Origin of the sequence: Paenibacillus sp. Soil787, from assembly GCF_001429545.1 — a bacterium.
Lineage (GTDB): Bacteria > Bacillota > Bacilli > Paenibacillales > NBRC-103111 > Paenibacillus_E.
The window spans coordinates 516,840-531,859 of sequence record NZ_LMSP01000001.1 but is presented as its reverse complement, the minus strand read 5'-3'; the positions used below and the strand labels follow the sequence as shown (position 1 = coordinate 531,859).

The 15,020-nt window shown below is 48.3% G+C and carries 9 protein-coding genes; 1 reads left to right on the top strand and 8 read right to left on the bottom strand.

All coding sequences use genetic code 11. The features are described from left to right. Positions 1 to 41: 41 nt before the first annotated feature. Positions 42 to 470, top strand: coding sequence for a helix-turn-helix domain-containing protein (locus ASG93_RS02150; protein ID WP_082614651.1), 429 nt, complete (start codon positions 42 to 44; stop codon positions 468 to 470). Positions 471 to 716: 246 nt separating this feature from the next. Here ASG93_RS02150 and ASG93_RS02145 read toward each other — a convergent pair whose 3' ends face one another. The 8 genes from ASG93_RS02145 to ASG93_RS02110 form a co-directional block, all read right to left on the bottom strand. Further along, on the bottom strand, positions 717 to 1,907 hold the full coding sequence (locus ASG93_RS02145; RefSeq protein WP_056828352.1) for a glycoside hydrolase family 88 protein: 1,191 nt from the start codon (positions 1,905 to 1,907) through the stop codon (positions 717 to 719). A 37-nt stretch (positions 1,908 to 1,944) separates the two neighbouring features. Next, positions 1,945 to 2,793: an alpha/beta fold hydrolase gene (locus tag ASG93_RS02140; RefSeq protein WP_056828350.1), complete on the bottom strand. Its 849-nt coding sequence runs from the start codon at positions 2,791 to 2,793 to the stop codon at positions 1,945 to 1,947. 18 nt (positions 2,794 to 2,811) lie between these two features. Further along, on the bottom strand, positions 2,812 to 4,413 hold the full coding sequence (locus tag ASG93_RS02135; protein WP_056828348.1) for a glycoside hydrolase family 43 protein: 1,602 nt from the start codon (positions 4,411 to 4,413) through the stop codon (positions 2,812 to 2,814). A gap of 59 nt (positions 4,414 to 4,472) precedes the next feature. Further along, a complete protein-coding gene (locus ASG93_RS02130) occupies positions 4,473 to 6,539 on the bottom strand; it encodes a TIM-barrel domain-containing protein (RefSeq protein WP_056828346.1) in 2,067 nt (688 codons plus the stop codon). An 899-nt stretch (positions 6,540 to 7,438) separates the two neighbouring features. Beyond that, positions 7,439 to 10,939 carry an OmpL47-type beta-barrel domain-containing protein gene (locus ASG93_RS35675; protein WP_056828344.1) on the bottom strand — a complete coding sequence of 1,167 codons (3,501 nt, stop codon included), beginning with the start codon at positions 10,937 to 10,939 and terminating at the stop codon, positions 7,439 to 7,441. A gap of 215 nt (positions 10,940 to 11,154) precedes the next feature. Next, positions 11,155 to 12,768 (bottom strand): ABC transporter substrate-binding protein, encoded by a 1,614-nt coding sequence (locus ASG93_RS02120; protein ID WP_056828342.1) that lies wholly within the window; start codon positions 12,766 to 12,768, stop codon positions 11,155 to 11,157. Between the two features lie 63 nt (positions 12,769 to 12,831). Then, entirely contained in the window at positions 12,832 to 13,719 is an 888-nt protein-coding gene (locus ASG93_RS02115; protein WP_056828340.1) for a carbohydrate ABC transporter permease, read from the bottom strand. 18 nt (positions 13,720 to 13,737) lie between these two features. Beyond that, positions 13,738 to 14,721, bottom strand: a complete 984-nt coding sequence (locus ASG93_RS02110) for an ABC transporter permease (protein WP_056828338.1) — start codon at positions 14,719 to 14,721, stop codon at positions 13,738 to 13,740. Positions 14,722 to 15,020: the final 299 nt, after the last annotated feature.

Below are 15,020 nucleotides of genomic sequence, written 5' to 3'. Positions count from 1 at the left end.
GTAGATTTCATACAATCCCATAAGATTCAGCTGCTCACAAGATGACACGGACAAGTTTGAACGTCTATCAATTCTTCCTTGAACTGCATGCGGCCGCTTCCGATCAGGACGGAATCACCGAAGCTGCCCGTCGGACAACTGAACGTATCATGGCCTATTTGGTGGCACACCTCGAGGACCCTTTCGATGCAGCCAGACTGCAAACACACTTGAACATGAATTACAGCTACCTTTCTGCCTCATTCAAAAGAGCAACGGGCAAAAGCATCGTAGAGACTCATACGATGTTAAAGCTGAACAAGGCGATCGAGTTGACGCGGCTAAGCTCACTGAACTTAACGGAGATTAGTGAGCGGCTCGGATATCAGAATCCTTTTTACTTTAGCAGAGTGTTCAAGAAAGTATATGGCGAATCGCCATCAGCGTACATGCGGCAATTCTACAAGTCATCAAACGATAGAAGGAATTGAAACGATGTATGTGACAAAATAGACCTCTCAGCTGGATTTCGCTGGCGCGTGCTTCGCCAGAGCGCCAAAAAAGACCTCTCAGCTGCCGACTACGGCGCTTGAGGTCTGGGTTGCGGGCTGAGAAGGCCTTTTCCGACTTCTCAGCTGGTTTTCGCTGGCGTGTGCTTTGCCAAAGCGCCAAAAAAGACCTCTCAGCTGCCGACTACGGCGCTTGAGGTCTGGATTGACGGGCTGAGAAGGCCTTAATTACCAGTAAGGCTTCCAATCTTTCACTATGCGAATTAATGCTTCGAAATAGAAATAATCGCCCCAAATGTTGCACTCGTCGATGCCCATCCCGCGTGGCTTGTTGTACACGGCGTGGATCAACACGCCACTCGACTCTGGGTAATTCTTGGCTGTGTAATTTTCGTGAAGTGATTTCAGGATGTGCAGTGCCGCATTCTCGTAGACGTTCTTCGACGGGTCTAGAAGCGGCAAATGCCTGGAGAGTTCGAGCAAACCGCATGCGGCAATCGCAGCCGCCGAGCTATCCCTCTCCTGTTCATTGCCTTCCAAGAAGATCAAATCCCAATAACAGATAAGATCGTCCGGCAGACGGTTAAGAAAATAGTTCGACAGCTTCTTGGTCAATTCAAGCAGTTCTTTATCACCCGTATATAAATAGCTGAGCGGGAAGCCGCTGATTCCCCAAGCTTGACCACGCGACCAGCATGTATCGTCGGCATAGCCTTGATGCGTTCTTCCGAATCTCGGCAATCCGGTTTCCACATCCATATAATAAGTATGGTACGTCGATGCATCGTCTCTGACAATAAAGGCAGCTGCCTGCTTGACGTGACTTCTCGCTGCTTCGGCGTACTTCGGTTCGCCCGACACTTCAGTCGCCCAGTACAAAAGCGGCAGATTTAAGTTGCAGTCAATAATCATTCTGCCCTGCTGTTCAGGGTCGCTGAGTTCCCCCCAAGCCTGTACGATGCCTGCTTTATCAAAATAACGTTCCATTAATAAATCCGCTGCGAGCAGCGCTGTCTGCTTCGCCTCTTCATTGCCGGTTAGCTTGTAAGCGGCGACACAAGACAGGGAATACAGAAAACCAATATCGTGCGTATTCGTTTCGATCCGTTTCTCTACGCGCTCCTTGTAGCCTTGAAGTTGGCTTTCCGCGACATGACGGTATTTGTCATCTCCGGTATACTCGTAAGCAAGCCATAGCATACCCGTCCAGAAGCTTGAAGTCCACTCCACATTGTCAATGGCGGGGTAAATCAGATTTTCGCTTGCAGGCGCCGGAAATTGATGCGTGAATGCTTCAAGGTTACGATCGATTTGCTTAAGGATAAAAGCAATGGCTTCCTCTGCATATGTTGAATCTATGGCTGGCGGTTGTCCAAACTGCTCCAGACGGCTCAATGGTTCCAAATTAATCGCATGCACAGGTTATCACTCTTTCTATTCATTGTAGACTATCCTCTTATTTACACTGTTCTTCAAAAAAGAGCTCCAGCACGTTCGTAAAAACTTCCGGTCGCTCCATATTGGAAAAATGACCTGCATCCGCGATACCCACTCTGCGGGCGGATGGCACTAGAGCGAACAGCTTTTCCGACGAACGGATGCTGCCCTCCCAGTCGTCGCCTCCGATGATGACAAGTAGAGGCGTTCCGCTACTTCGTTCTCGAAGGCCACGAGTAAGTGCCGGACCGATCAGACACTTGGGCTCTTGATGCCTTAGCGTCCACGCGGACCAGTCGCTGACCATGCTCCACAGCTGCTCACTGATTTCTTCCTTGTATGCTCCGCAGCCATCCATCAAATTAGCGAACCACTCGTCTACCTTTGCCTGGATAGCCGGATCGCGACGGTCAGGTCTTGAAGATGGGGTCTCTTGGGCGGAATCGGTGTCCTGCTGCGGTTCTTTGCCCGACTCTTCTTCATCCGCATAGATGGCTCCGCCTGCAACCGAAGCGGTCATCGTATGCTCCGGATACAGATGTTGAAAATCCAGCGCCACAAAAGCCCCCAAGGATAAACCGACGATATGCGCTTGGTTAACGCCCAGATGATTCATCAGCTTGTACAGATCCTCAGCATGCAAATAATCTTCACCCTCTTGAGGCATATCCGAAAGGCCATAGCCTCTTAAGTCATAGCGAATGACCTGATAGCGGGAAGCCAAACTTGCAAACTGAGCATCCCACATTCTACGATCTACGGAATGTGCGTGAATCAGGACGACAGCTGGTCCTGATCCGGAGACTTCGTAGTACAACTCTTTTCCGGCGATATCGAGACGTCCAGAATGGATTTCCCGCATATTCATATGTAACCTATCCTTTCCTTACATAAGCTCACGATAAGTAAAATAATCAAAATCAGCATGATGTCCGCCACCGCTCATATCCTGTGCGCATATGCCGACCATTGCGCCTGTAAAACCCAGCTTTCCACCGTATTCGTCGGAAAGGACGCCGAAATCAAGCGCAGGCCCGATGGAAGGCCAACTGCTTCCGTCTGCGCTGACAGCAAACTGAATCACTCCTTGCTCAATCGTCACTCGCAAATAGCAGCGTTCCCAGCCATCGGCAATAACGACGCTTTCTAGAAGCTCTTCGTATTTACCCCCGACACTTTTGGCCACGCCAATATGTTTGCCCAAGCGTTCGTCATGACTGATGCGCAGATAATAATAATCCAGCTCGTCATAGTAGCAAACGAGACCAGCCATATGAAAAAACGATTGCGGATCGAACTCGACACAGGTTTCCGCTTCGCACTCAAAGTGCTGCACGCGTCGTGCCACCATACTTTGTTTATGCCAGGAATTCAGAGACTCCCTGCCGCTTAAGCGAAGATAGCCCGGACGCTCCTGCAAAGAGAGCCAGCTTTCATCAGCCGGCGTTCGCAGCGTACTGAAATGAATATTCAGTTGAGGAGCATCGAAATCATCCCGCTCCGGAATAGGGGCAAATGGATGCGGCTCCAGCCCTGGAGCTGCGACTTCAAGCGAAGGAAGCCGGGTGCCATTTTCAAGACGTGGCCATCCATCCTCCGTCCATACGATCCGCTGGATCAATGTTTCGCGTCCGAGCGGGTTCAAACGTCTTCCATCAGGCAATACGCGTATCCCCAGATGGGAGATATACCATTCTCCGTTCTGTGTTTCTACGAAGGCCGCATGGCCTGCATTTTGCAGCGGATGTTCACGATCATAAGCCGTCGTCATCATCGGATTGTCCGGAGCTGTTTCGTACGGTCCTTCGATATTACGGGAACGGGCGACGGTAACTGCGTGGTTGCATCCGGTGCCACCTTCTGCAGTTATCAAATAATAGTAGCCGTCCTTCTTGAACATACTTGGCCCCTCGGTGACGCCAATCTCGGTTCCTCGATAAATAACCGACTCCTCTCCAACCAGCCTGCCCTCGGCATGATTGTATTCCTGCATCAAAATACCGCTAAAGCGCGGATGGCCTGTCCGGAAATCCCAGCGCATCTGCATCAGCCATTTGCGTCCATCGTCATCGTGGAAAAACGCCGGATCGAATCCTTTGGCGTTCAGATAGATCGGCTCTGACCATGGACCCATGATATTTTCAGCTGTAATCAAGTAATTGTGCAGATCTTTAAACACACCCTTACGTCCCACTACATTCGTATAAAGCAGATAGAACGTACCGTTATCGTAAGTCAGATTCGGCGCCCAAATACCGCCTGAGCTCGGTACGCCAAGTAAATCAAGTTGGCTGCCCTTGGATAGCGGATAGGTCAGCAGCTGCCAATGAACCATATCTCGCGAATGATAGATCGCAACCCCCGGAAACCACTCGAATGTCGACGTTGCAATATAATAGTCGTCACCGACCCGCACCATCCACGGATCCGGGTTAAAGCCGGGTAGCACGGGGTTCGTAATTTTCAACTTTGCTTCTGATATTGTCATTTTGTTCCTCCTGCTATTCTTTTTACATATATGTCGTTTTGTTCTTTAACTTATTTCCTTTAAACGGATTCCCAGTCGATTATGTTATATCGTTTGCCCGTATAGCTGCCTATGCGTTCAACATCAACACCTTCGTTCCAAGTCAGCTTCACCCAATTAAAGCTGCCTTCCCGGTATTCGAATGTTGTTCCGTCATCCTCATACAGGAAGCAATCTGACGGTCTGTCTCCATAAGCTCTAACAGTGATGTCGAAGGTGGCATCCTCGGAAATATACGGCAGAGGTTTGGCAAGCGGCAGTAGCGTACCGTCCTTTACGAAGACCGGAATACGTTCCAAGCCCGGCGCAAAGGTGTAGGCTTGTCCGCCTTCGTAGACCTCATTTGTCCAGAAACACCGCCAGCGGCCTTTCGGCAAATACACATCGCGCTCTGATGTACCTGTTATGATTGGTGCCACAAGGATAGAATCACCCATCATGTAGGCATCGTCGATTTCGTACGTATTGGGGTCATCCGGGTAATCCATGACAAGCGCCCGGAAAGGCGGCAACCCTTCCATACTATATTTCGCGTAGCTTGTATACAGGTAAGGAATCAATGTCATACGTATTTCGAACAGCTTGCGGCAAATATCTCGAATATCCTCGTAATTATCGAGGAATTCACCACGTATGTTCTTCTCACGATCCACTTGCATCCATGGCGGATTCGGAATTCTCCAGCAGTTGAGCAGAGCCATTGGCGAGAATACTGCCGTTTGAATCCTGCGAATCAAATCCTCGGGGGATTCCGCTTGACGGACTTCGGGCGACCATAGAAGCCCGGAGAATCCGCAGTTCACGACACCGCGTATAAACACCTTGTGATTGTATAGATCACTGTAAAGCACAAAGGGAAGCGGCGAAGCAAGAGCTCCGGAGGATCGGACTTGAGATAGCGTCCTTCGGCCAAGCGCCTCGAAAGGAGCCTGAATAGCGGATTGATACAGCGTTCCCAGTTGGTTGTGCATCTGCTCCCCGTCCATCCCTGACGGGAATGTTGCTATATCCGGGAAGGACCAATTCGAATGCACAAAGTCGGAGCTGTCACATTCATCTAATTTAAATCCGGATATCCCTTTTTCTACAAACTCCTTCAAATGATGCTTGGCGAAGATGTCTCTGGCTTCCTTTACGTACAGGTCGGGGACAAGACCTTCCCAAACCTCGTAATCGCCGGAATAAGGCATCAACTCTTCGTACATTGGGGAAGTCGGATGCACAAAGAGATGCTCCCAGAGGTTAACCCGGTAACTCATATCGTATAATTCATCGAGCATCCCTTCATGGTCCGGGAAACGGCTTTCATCCCATACAAAAGAGCAAGAATAAGCTTTTGTTTGCCAACCGGGCTCAAAGCCAAACACATCGACCGGCATTCCATCATCCCGGAAGCAATTCGCGAGCCGCATGACACCCTCACGTGATGCCGCACTGTAAGCCCGGTACCACATCCCGAGTCCCCACATAGGAGGAAGAACTCCTCCTCCAGAAAATAGATTATACCGCTGCACGGCATTCACCATATCCGGACCTTCAAACAAATACACATCAATGCCTTCGGCCGATGGAATATCGACAACAACCGATCGATCACCCTCCGTAGTCTGGTAGCCGTACAATTCTATTTCAGAGGTCCCGATTTCCTTCTGTTCAAATTTCTTGTTCTCCGAAGCCCCTTTACGCAAATTAGTCCCGCAGTAGAAAGTTGCGTAGCGCGATGTGTCAACGAAGACGCCATATCCTGCGGTTGTTACATAAAACGGTACTGGTGCATGACTGTCTCCTGTATCGGCCACGGGATCGCTGTTGACGCGAATTACTTTCTTTCTGCCTGTGTGATCCACACGATGCAGCTGCAGCCCAAAACCATAAATATGTTCCTCGGCTTTCAGAGGAAGTTCAAGATATATCCCTCTTGCCGATTGCCTAATCACGATGTCACTAAGCGAGAAAGGCGAAACTCCATGGCAATCGAGTTTCGCAAGTTCTTCCGTTCTCACTTCCGTTTCACGCAGATTGACTGGCGTGTGGGATTCGGGCTTTCCGAAACGCACTTTCCAAATGCCATTTGCTATTTTTTCCATCACAAACCTTCTTTTCAGTGTTTTGTCCAAAAGCAAGCCAATTATTTGATCAATACCAAGCGATATTTGTTTAGATTATATCCCTTCTTCCATCGAAAAAGTCATAATAAGATATGAGAAAATGTTTGAATTTTGTCCACTTTGGAGGAAATATGAACCGGCTGTTCGAACCCGTTTTTGCTTATGATTTGCAGTTACAAACAAGAGAACAAATGAAAGGAAAATCGACGTTTTGTTCAAATTTCATTTTTCTCTTTTGTTGACATTGAGGTTACCTCCTTCAGAGAATCAGTGTCCAACAGTACAACAATGGTCTCGTCACTCTCTCCGCCTCTCGTTATTTCATCTTGCTGAATTTCAGCAAAACCAAAAAGGATTAAAACATGTAATAATTTTTATATCACCCCTTTCATGACATGAGTTATGTAGTATCTGGATTTAATTAGATAAGCTAAAATACGATCAATAACATTGGAGAAAATCCAATAGATTACTTGTTCAGTCATGAGATATCGTACTTTCATTGGATAAAATCCAATGAAATCCAAATTTCCCCATCCTAATTATCATTTGGAAGCAGTTTGATTGGAAAATATCCAATAGATCGTGTCATCTCTATGCGCAAATGAGTAAAACAGTGGATAAATTAGGTCATGTCATGATTGCAATAAGTAATGGATTGGATTCCCGATAAATGGCTTATTCAGCCTTTATCGGGAATCCGTCTAGAACATAGCAATGTCGGTTGATTTTGCGATTCGTTGCACAGTTGCCGTACCGCTGCTTCAAATACGGCATCCTTTATCGGGAGGAAAGCACTATTACCTTTCTCCCGAAACAAGTATGCTTCTTAATGATTTCCGGACTGACCCTGATTTCCTGATTGATTGTTATTGCCATTACCGGATTCCGGATTGATCATGCGGCACCGTGACGGTTGCAGTTGTCACCGTTTTGTTCCCCGCTTTATCGGTTGCCGTGTAGGTGATCGTATATATTCGATCTTTTTCTGCACGTAAACTAAATGAAGTGGCAGCTGTACCGAAACTGGCCTGAATATCACCTTTACCGCTATCAGGTTGGTTGCTCGTGATGGAGGTTAACACCACAGATTCAACACCTGAAATAGCATCGCTCGGATTCACCGTAGCATTGACCGCTATCATTTTATGATCCGCCGGCCAAATGGACGTCTTATCCAACTGTACGTTTAGTGCTGGCGCCGTCTTATCAACCTTAAACTCGACGGTTTTGAGTTGTTCGACATTGCCAGCTTGATCCTTGCTGCGGTAACCGAACTTATACATTCCTTCGCTGAAGGCAGGAATAGAACCGGTATAGGTAGTCCACGCCCCGTCATTCACCTGATATTCCGTTGTCACTGCTCCTCCATACACGTTGGCGGTAACGGATAAGCTCACCGATACATCCGTCGTGTACCAACTATTGTTGCCGTTAGGGGCGGCCGGACTTAATGTTGCTGCAGTTACAGGGGCAATTTTATAAATGTTGCTTACTGTCATGCTGGTGATATTGGATTCATTGCCTACGGCATCCGTTCCTCTTGCGTACACGGTGTCATTATCGGAAACAATAACTGAGGCGGTGTATGCTGTCCATGCGCCGCTTTCACCCACTTTGTATTCTTTCACCGCTGCGTCAACCGGGTAGCTGATCGTAACAGTGACACCTTGGTTGGTCGGTGCTGTGGTATCTACAGCTAATTTTGCATCTGCGGGTGCGATATGATCGATATTGCTGACAATGTAGTTCGTCTCATTCGATATGTTACCAGCAGCGTCCTTGCTCCGTGCATATACAGTGTCGTTTGCAGAAACAACCACAGGAGCCCCATAAGCTGTCCATGTGCCGCTTTCGCCTACTTTGTACTCCTTCACAGCTGCATCAGCTGGATAGCTGATCGTTACAGTGACGTCGTGGTTAGTCGGCGCTGTCATATCTGCAGCGAAGGTGGCATCGGCCGGAGCGGTCGCATCCAGCTTGAATGAGACGTTACGGGCAAATTCTACGCCGCCCCCGCTATCCCTCGATTCATACCAAACTGAATACTGGCCATCCTGATCGAACGCAATCGGTCCCGCATAGGTTTGCCAAGTTTGCCCTTCATCAAGGCTATAAACGGTGTTTTTCACTTGAAGTGCCGAAGCGGATGCCGATAACGCCAGGGTGACTGGATGCACGTACCACCCATCTTGTCCATCCGGCGCCATAATCGAAATTGTGGCCGTTGTGACTGGCGAATCGATCGGGGTTTGATAATCGAAGCGCCCGTAATCGTTAGTTACATTGTCTACATTCGCCTTCAACAGCCCCGTTGCCGAATCGACAGTCACATATTTGCCGTTCAGCATCGACTTCATGACATTGCCAGAACCGTTATTGGTGTAAGCAAACGTTTGTTCAGTTCCGATAGTGTTCGAATTGGCCAATAATGTGCCATCCGACATCACGGTTAAATATTTGTTGTTGGCAAGCGACCGGTACGCGTACAAATTGCTTGTGCCAAGGTATTCGATAGCATACCGGTACGACATCGCCTCGTTCTTGAGGATAAGTGTCGGACGGTTGCCGGCTGTAGTCGCCTCTTTGGTGCTGTAATCCACCCCATCACCGCTCAAAAGAGATTGCATACGGATGGAAAGCTTCTTATCCCCGGATTGGGCCAGTTCCGCGTTCAATTGATTCGTCACATCAAATTGGATAAAGCCTGCTGCCTTCGGTTTCGGCCAAGTGGCAAGAATGGCGCTGGAGGTCGGTTTCGTATTCCAGGTAACACCGCTCTCAGTCCAACTGTCGTCCGCTACATAATCCGCTTCCGTATTGCCTACGTTGGCGCCTACCGATGCGGCGTACAGCCTCACGGTAGCGGAATCGACCTTGGTTCCAGCGTATCCGCTCAGGTCAAATTTGAGATAAGCTTCCCGTGTGAAATCCGCTGTAGACAACTTGCTTGTCATCGTTGCATCCGCGCCATAATTAATTTTGGCGGACGTGCCTCCCCGCACAGAAGCATCAGCCGCAGAGATGAACTGCTGTTCCACGGAAGCCGGAGATTGATCGTTAATGACGACGATAGATTTGCCCGCACCGCGGTTTGTCATCGTAATCGTTTCCGACTTACCCCACTGATCGGAATGCGGGGTATCTTGGCTGTTGAATAACAGTCCCCCATATGACGGGAAGTCTAGGGCAAACGCTTGAAACGGTTGTCTCGCTATCACTTGTTTGGTATAGGGCAGCATGGATTCCGGCAAACCAGTATTATTCACATAAAGGTTATAGACCTGCTGGTATATGGGGCTGAAATTGCCCCGCCCGATCGGCGAAATCGCCAGTCCGGGGATCCACGAGTAGCCTTTCGCCATGTCGTCCAGCGTGTAGCCTACACCCGGGATCGGTGTATAAGAAACGTCGTATCCCAAGTTGTATTTCGCGGTGTATTCGATGCCTTTGAGCAGTCGGTACGTATTGTTCGGATAAGAGTACATATCGCCGCCGCTCGGAACCGCTACCCGCTGATTCCAGCCGATCTGTGCCGCTTCGGCCAGACCTGCGAGACCGCCCTGAGTGTGGCCTTGGTCACGCCCGCTTTCCTGAACCTCGCCGTCGTCATTCAGAATATAGTGCATGACAGTCCCGTTGCCTGCACCGTTCTTATAATAATCAACGGCTTGATTGTAGATTTCTTTATTTTCCGTCCAAACGCCGAAGCTGAGATTGAAGACCGTATCGACGGCATCCCAGTTTCCGTTAGCCCAACCGCCGTTCACCTGGCCGTACGTGCTCGTCAGCGGATAAAAAACGTTCGTCATCATCTCGGTAAATTTGCTTATATCCGCTGATGACCACCCCGCATTACTGGATCGAATGATCTCGGCGGCGTTCAACAGCTTGTACCCATAGATGCTGGCCGCCAATTGGGCGTCATGCCCCTGGATAGAGGTCAAATTGTAGGACCAACCGTTCAGAAGTTGGATCGCATGATCCGCATAGGCTTGGTCTCCGGAAATATACCACTCGATCGCATTCATAAGTGCTGCCGATGCGCTGTAATACAGATTGGTATTTCCTTTATTCCCATTCACAGAATCGTTTCTGTAAACAATAGGATCAAAGTTTGATGGGGCATAATTCAAAGAAGCTGTTGGATTCGCTTTCAAATTGTTCCATTCGTAAATTGCCGGAGCTTGATTAGAAGCAACTTGCAGTTTCATGCGATCCAGATCAGCCTGTGTAAAGATCATGCCGGGATGGACAAAACTTGCGTCGGCAGCGGCTGACTGCGGCTGGCCGACGGCACCAGCGAACAAAGCCAGTGGCAACACCAAGCCTAAAATAAGTTTAGAGACAAGTTTTTTTCTCAATCGGTTGATTCGCATATCGACTCCTCCAAGTTTTCGATGATTATAAAATACTTAAATATACGGCCTCAAGCTGATAAGAAAGCGCTCTCATTTCAGTCCTCAAACAAGCCCTGCCATGGTTCCGATCAAGAAAAAGTCTTCTCATCACTGCAAGACATGGCCTGCGCAGCATGGCTGAGAGCCGATCTCATGTATGTTCAGCATAAGATCGGCCGCCTGCCTGCACCTTTTTACTTGCCGCCCTTATCGAGGTAATCTTGAAGTTGCTTCTTCAGCTCGACGCGGAGCTTATCCATGCCAAGAGCATCCATCTCGCCTTTCAGCTTGGTCACTTGCGCTTCCCAATCCTTTATTTGACCATCTTTGAGCAGCTGGTTGAAAGGATCGGTTTTGGATGCGATGTTAGCGATTTCCGCTTTAAAGTTGGTGTTATCGAACTGGAACTTTCTCAGCCCTGCCAAAAAATACGTATCCGGTTTCGCCGAGTATTCGAAATATTTTTTCACCTTGTCGTCCAGATCGCTGTTCAAACGGATCATCGCAGGATTCCAGGTGAGTTCGTAGCCAGGGAAATTGTAGTTTTTTGCCTCGTCGAGCAATTTGATCTGATTGTCGCCAACCGCCTGCCAATGCTTGCCCGGGATGCCGTATTCAAACAGATCGTGATTGTCCTTGCTGCTGTACAGCCAGTCAAAGAACTTCATCGTTCTGTCAATATTTTTGGAATTGGCCGGGATCGCTATGGAGTTGTTCGACCTGTAGTCCACACCAATGGCTTGCGGCTTCATATCCCGAGATTTCGGATTGAGCACGAACATTTCCAAATCCGCTCCGGGGATCGTCTCCTGCAGCTTTTTCTTGTCTTGGGCATATTCGGACAAGGTTGCATAGAAGGAAGCCGCTTTACCAGACATGAAGTATCCTTTGTCATCCTTCTGGCTAACAACATCTTTCTCCAGGTATTTGTTCCACTCCGCCCACTTGTCGTATTGAGGGAGCGCTGTCTTCATTGAATTGTACGGCGCCGGCAGCTTGGCCCATTCCGATGCCGGATCACCTACCTCGACAATATCTTGGACTTTCTTCAAATCGTCGGACAAGTGGACCCAGAATGACCACCCCGCGAGCCCAACTGAACGTACCGTCGGCATATCAGGGTTTACACTATCTATTCCCGTAATATCCTGGTACCCTCTATTGCCCCGCAGCGCAAGCGGCGTCATACCTTTATCGTTCTCTAGCACTTTATCATAAAATTTCTGTAAATCGTCATAGCTGTTGATTGGCGGAAGCCCGTATTTCTCGCGCAGGTCTTTGCGCAGGTAGACGACGGTAATATCAAAGAAATATTGCGTAAACGGAATCGTGTACAAGTGTCCGTCGAACCTTTTGTTCGCTTCTACAAACTCCGAAGGAAACGCTTTCTTGAGGCCAGGATAGGCGTCGTTATTGAAGTATTTGTCAAGCTGGGCATATGCGCCCTGCGGCACAAGCTCCTTCAGGTTAAAGAAATCGGCATCGAAGACGAAATCCATCTCTTCGCCAGCAGCCATCATCAGCTTGGTCTTTTGTTTGTGATCGGCTGCCGGATTCCATTGAATGTTGAGCTTTGTGTTCAAGTTGTCCTTGGTACGTTTCTCGAATTCATCTAACACCACCTGCATGTCCTTCGGCTGATCGCCGAACAGCATTCCCTTCAGCGTAACCGGCGCCGGAGCTGCCGCTTGCTTGCCAGTGTCATTCGGGGCCGAACTTGCCGGATCGTTCTTGCCGTTACTACATGCCGCCGTCGTTCCGAGCACGGTTAATGCAAGGAGTGCGGCTGAAATTGTTTTTGCTTTCATGTTTGTTTTTCCTCCCTTTATGTTTCAATTCGTTTATACTAAACCGCTGAATAATAAGCGGGATTAGCCTTTGACGGCACCAACCAGCAAGCCTTTGACAAAGTATTTCTGCAGAAACGGATATAGGAAAATAATGGGACCTATCGTCACAATCGTTGTTGCCAGCCGAACCGTTATCGCCGGAGGAATGTAATCCGGAATGTTGACGTTGGCGCTTGGAGCCACCTGGTTGATAAAATCCAAATTGTTCATAATGCGCTGAATCAAATATTGCAGCGGATACTTATGCGGATCGTTGATATAAAGAAGTGCGCTAAACCAATTGTTCCAGTACCCTAACGCATAGAACAGTCCAATCGTTGCGATTGCGGGAAGCGAAATCGGCAAAATGATGCGGAACAAAATATAGGCGTCATTGGCTCCGTCGATTTTAGCGGATTCCGAGAGCGAATCGTCGATGGTAGCGAAGAAGTTTCGCAGCAGGAACATGTTCCACGCGCTTATCATGCTTGGAATAATCAGCACCCAGATCGAATCCTTCATGCCCAAATATTTGGATATAAGTAGATAGGAGGTGACCAGACCGCCATGGAAAAGCAGCGTGAAATAGACGTAGAAAGCGATTGCATTACGGTACTTCACAGTTTTCGACGAGATGGCGTAGGACAATGCGCTGGTGAACAGCATCGACAGCGCAGTGCCGATTAAGGTAACGAACATCGTTACACCATAGGCCCGATAGATGGTATTGTCTTGAAAAATCAGCTTATAGGCTTCCAGACTGAATTTCTTGGGCAACAGCATATACCCGTTCTTAACAATTTCAGACTCCGTAGTAAATGAGCTGGCTACAACGGCATAGAACGGTACTAAGCAATACACTGAAAAGATAGCGATGATAACGTAAAATGTCGCTTTGAGCAGCCTATCTGATATACTTTCCTTTATCATTCTAATACTCCCTTCCTGCTAGAAGATGGCGGAATCCGGCGCCGTTTTCTTGGCGACAGCATTGACGGTTACGACAAGCACGAATCCGATGAACGATTGCAAAAAGCCTACGGCGGCCGCCATCCCCAAATCACCGAGGTCCATCAAGGCGCGGAATACGTACGTGTCTATGACGTCCGTCGTTGGATACAGCATCGGATTACGTCCGATAATCGCATAAATTAAGCCAAAATCGCCGTTGAATATGCCGCCCACTGACAGGATAGTCAGCAAGATAATCGTAGGTTTCAATAACGGCATCGTAATGAACCTAATTTTCTGTAGGCGGCTGGCGCCGTCCATAGAAGCGGACTCATAAACCTCCGGGTTGATTCCGGCGATTGTGGCCATGTAGACTATGGAGCCGAATCCGGCGCCATGCCAAATTTTCAGAAGCACTAGAATGATAGGCCAATATTGTGGCGATGACAAGAAAGTGATCGGCGCGATACCGAATCCCCCGAGAATTTGATTAATAAAGCCTCCATCCGTCGCGACGAATGCGGTCATAAACATGGCCACAACCGTCCATGAGAGGAAGTGAGGAAAGATCATCACCGACTGCGATACTTTCTTGAACGTCTTTCCGCCGATTTCCGTCACCATGATTGCAATGACTACGGCGGCAATTGTTCCAAACGCAATGAACAAAATATTAAGAAACAACGTATTACTCACGACCTTGAGCCAGTCGTTCGTTCGAAAGAAAAATTCGAAATTTTTCAGTCCGACGAACTTGCTCCCCGTTATTCCCTTCATTACGTTGAAATCCTGGAAAGCAATAACAATGCCTCCCATTGGAAGATAAGCGAATACAAAGAACCATATCATCCCGGGAAGGGCTAAAGCGTACATAAATTTATTGCGGAGCAGTTCATAAAAGAAGCGCCCGACGACTCCATGATTTTTCTTAATGCGGCTGCCTGAGTATTCAGGGCGTACTGCCGACAATGTCTCGTCCATCTTAGTCCCTCCTCTAATTTACCCCACAAAGTGACGTATTGCTTCGAAGCATATTCCGCCCGCATTGAGTAGAAAACTCAATCGGCGTCTAAACTTTCCGCTTAAGGCGGTCATGCATCTTGGACTTGCTTCGATAAGAGTTTATACATTACTTTGCGGGGACCCCGTAATATTTAATCTCGAACGATACCCTTACTATAGGATCATTGTTGGTAATGCGAAAGTTTGGATTTCGTATAAAAGCTTTAAATGCTCATCAAAGATCAGGTGTAAAATCTCACTATTTTGGTTGAATCGTA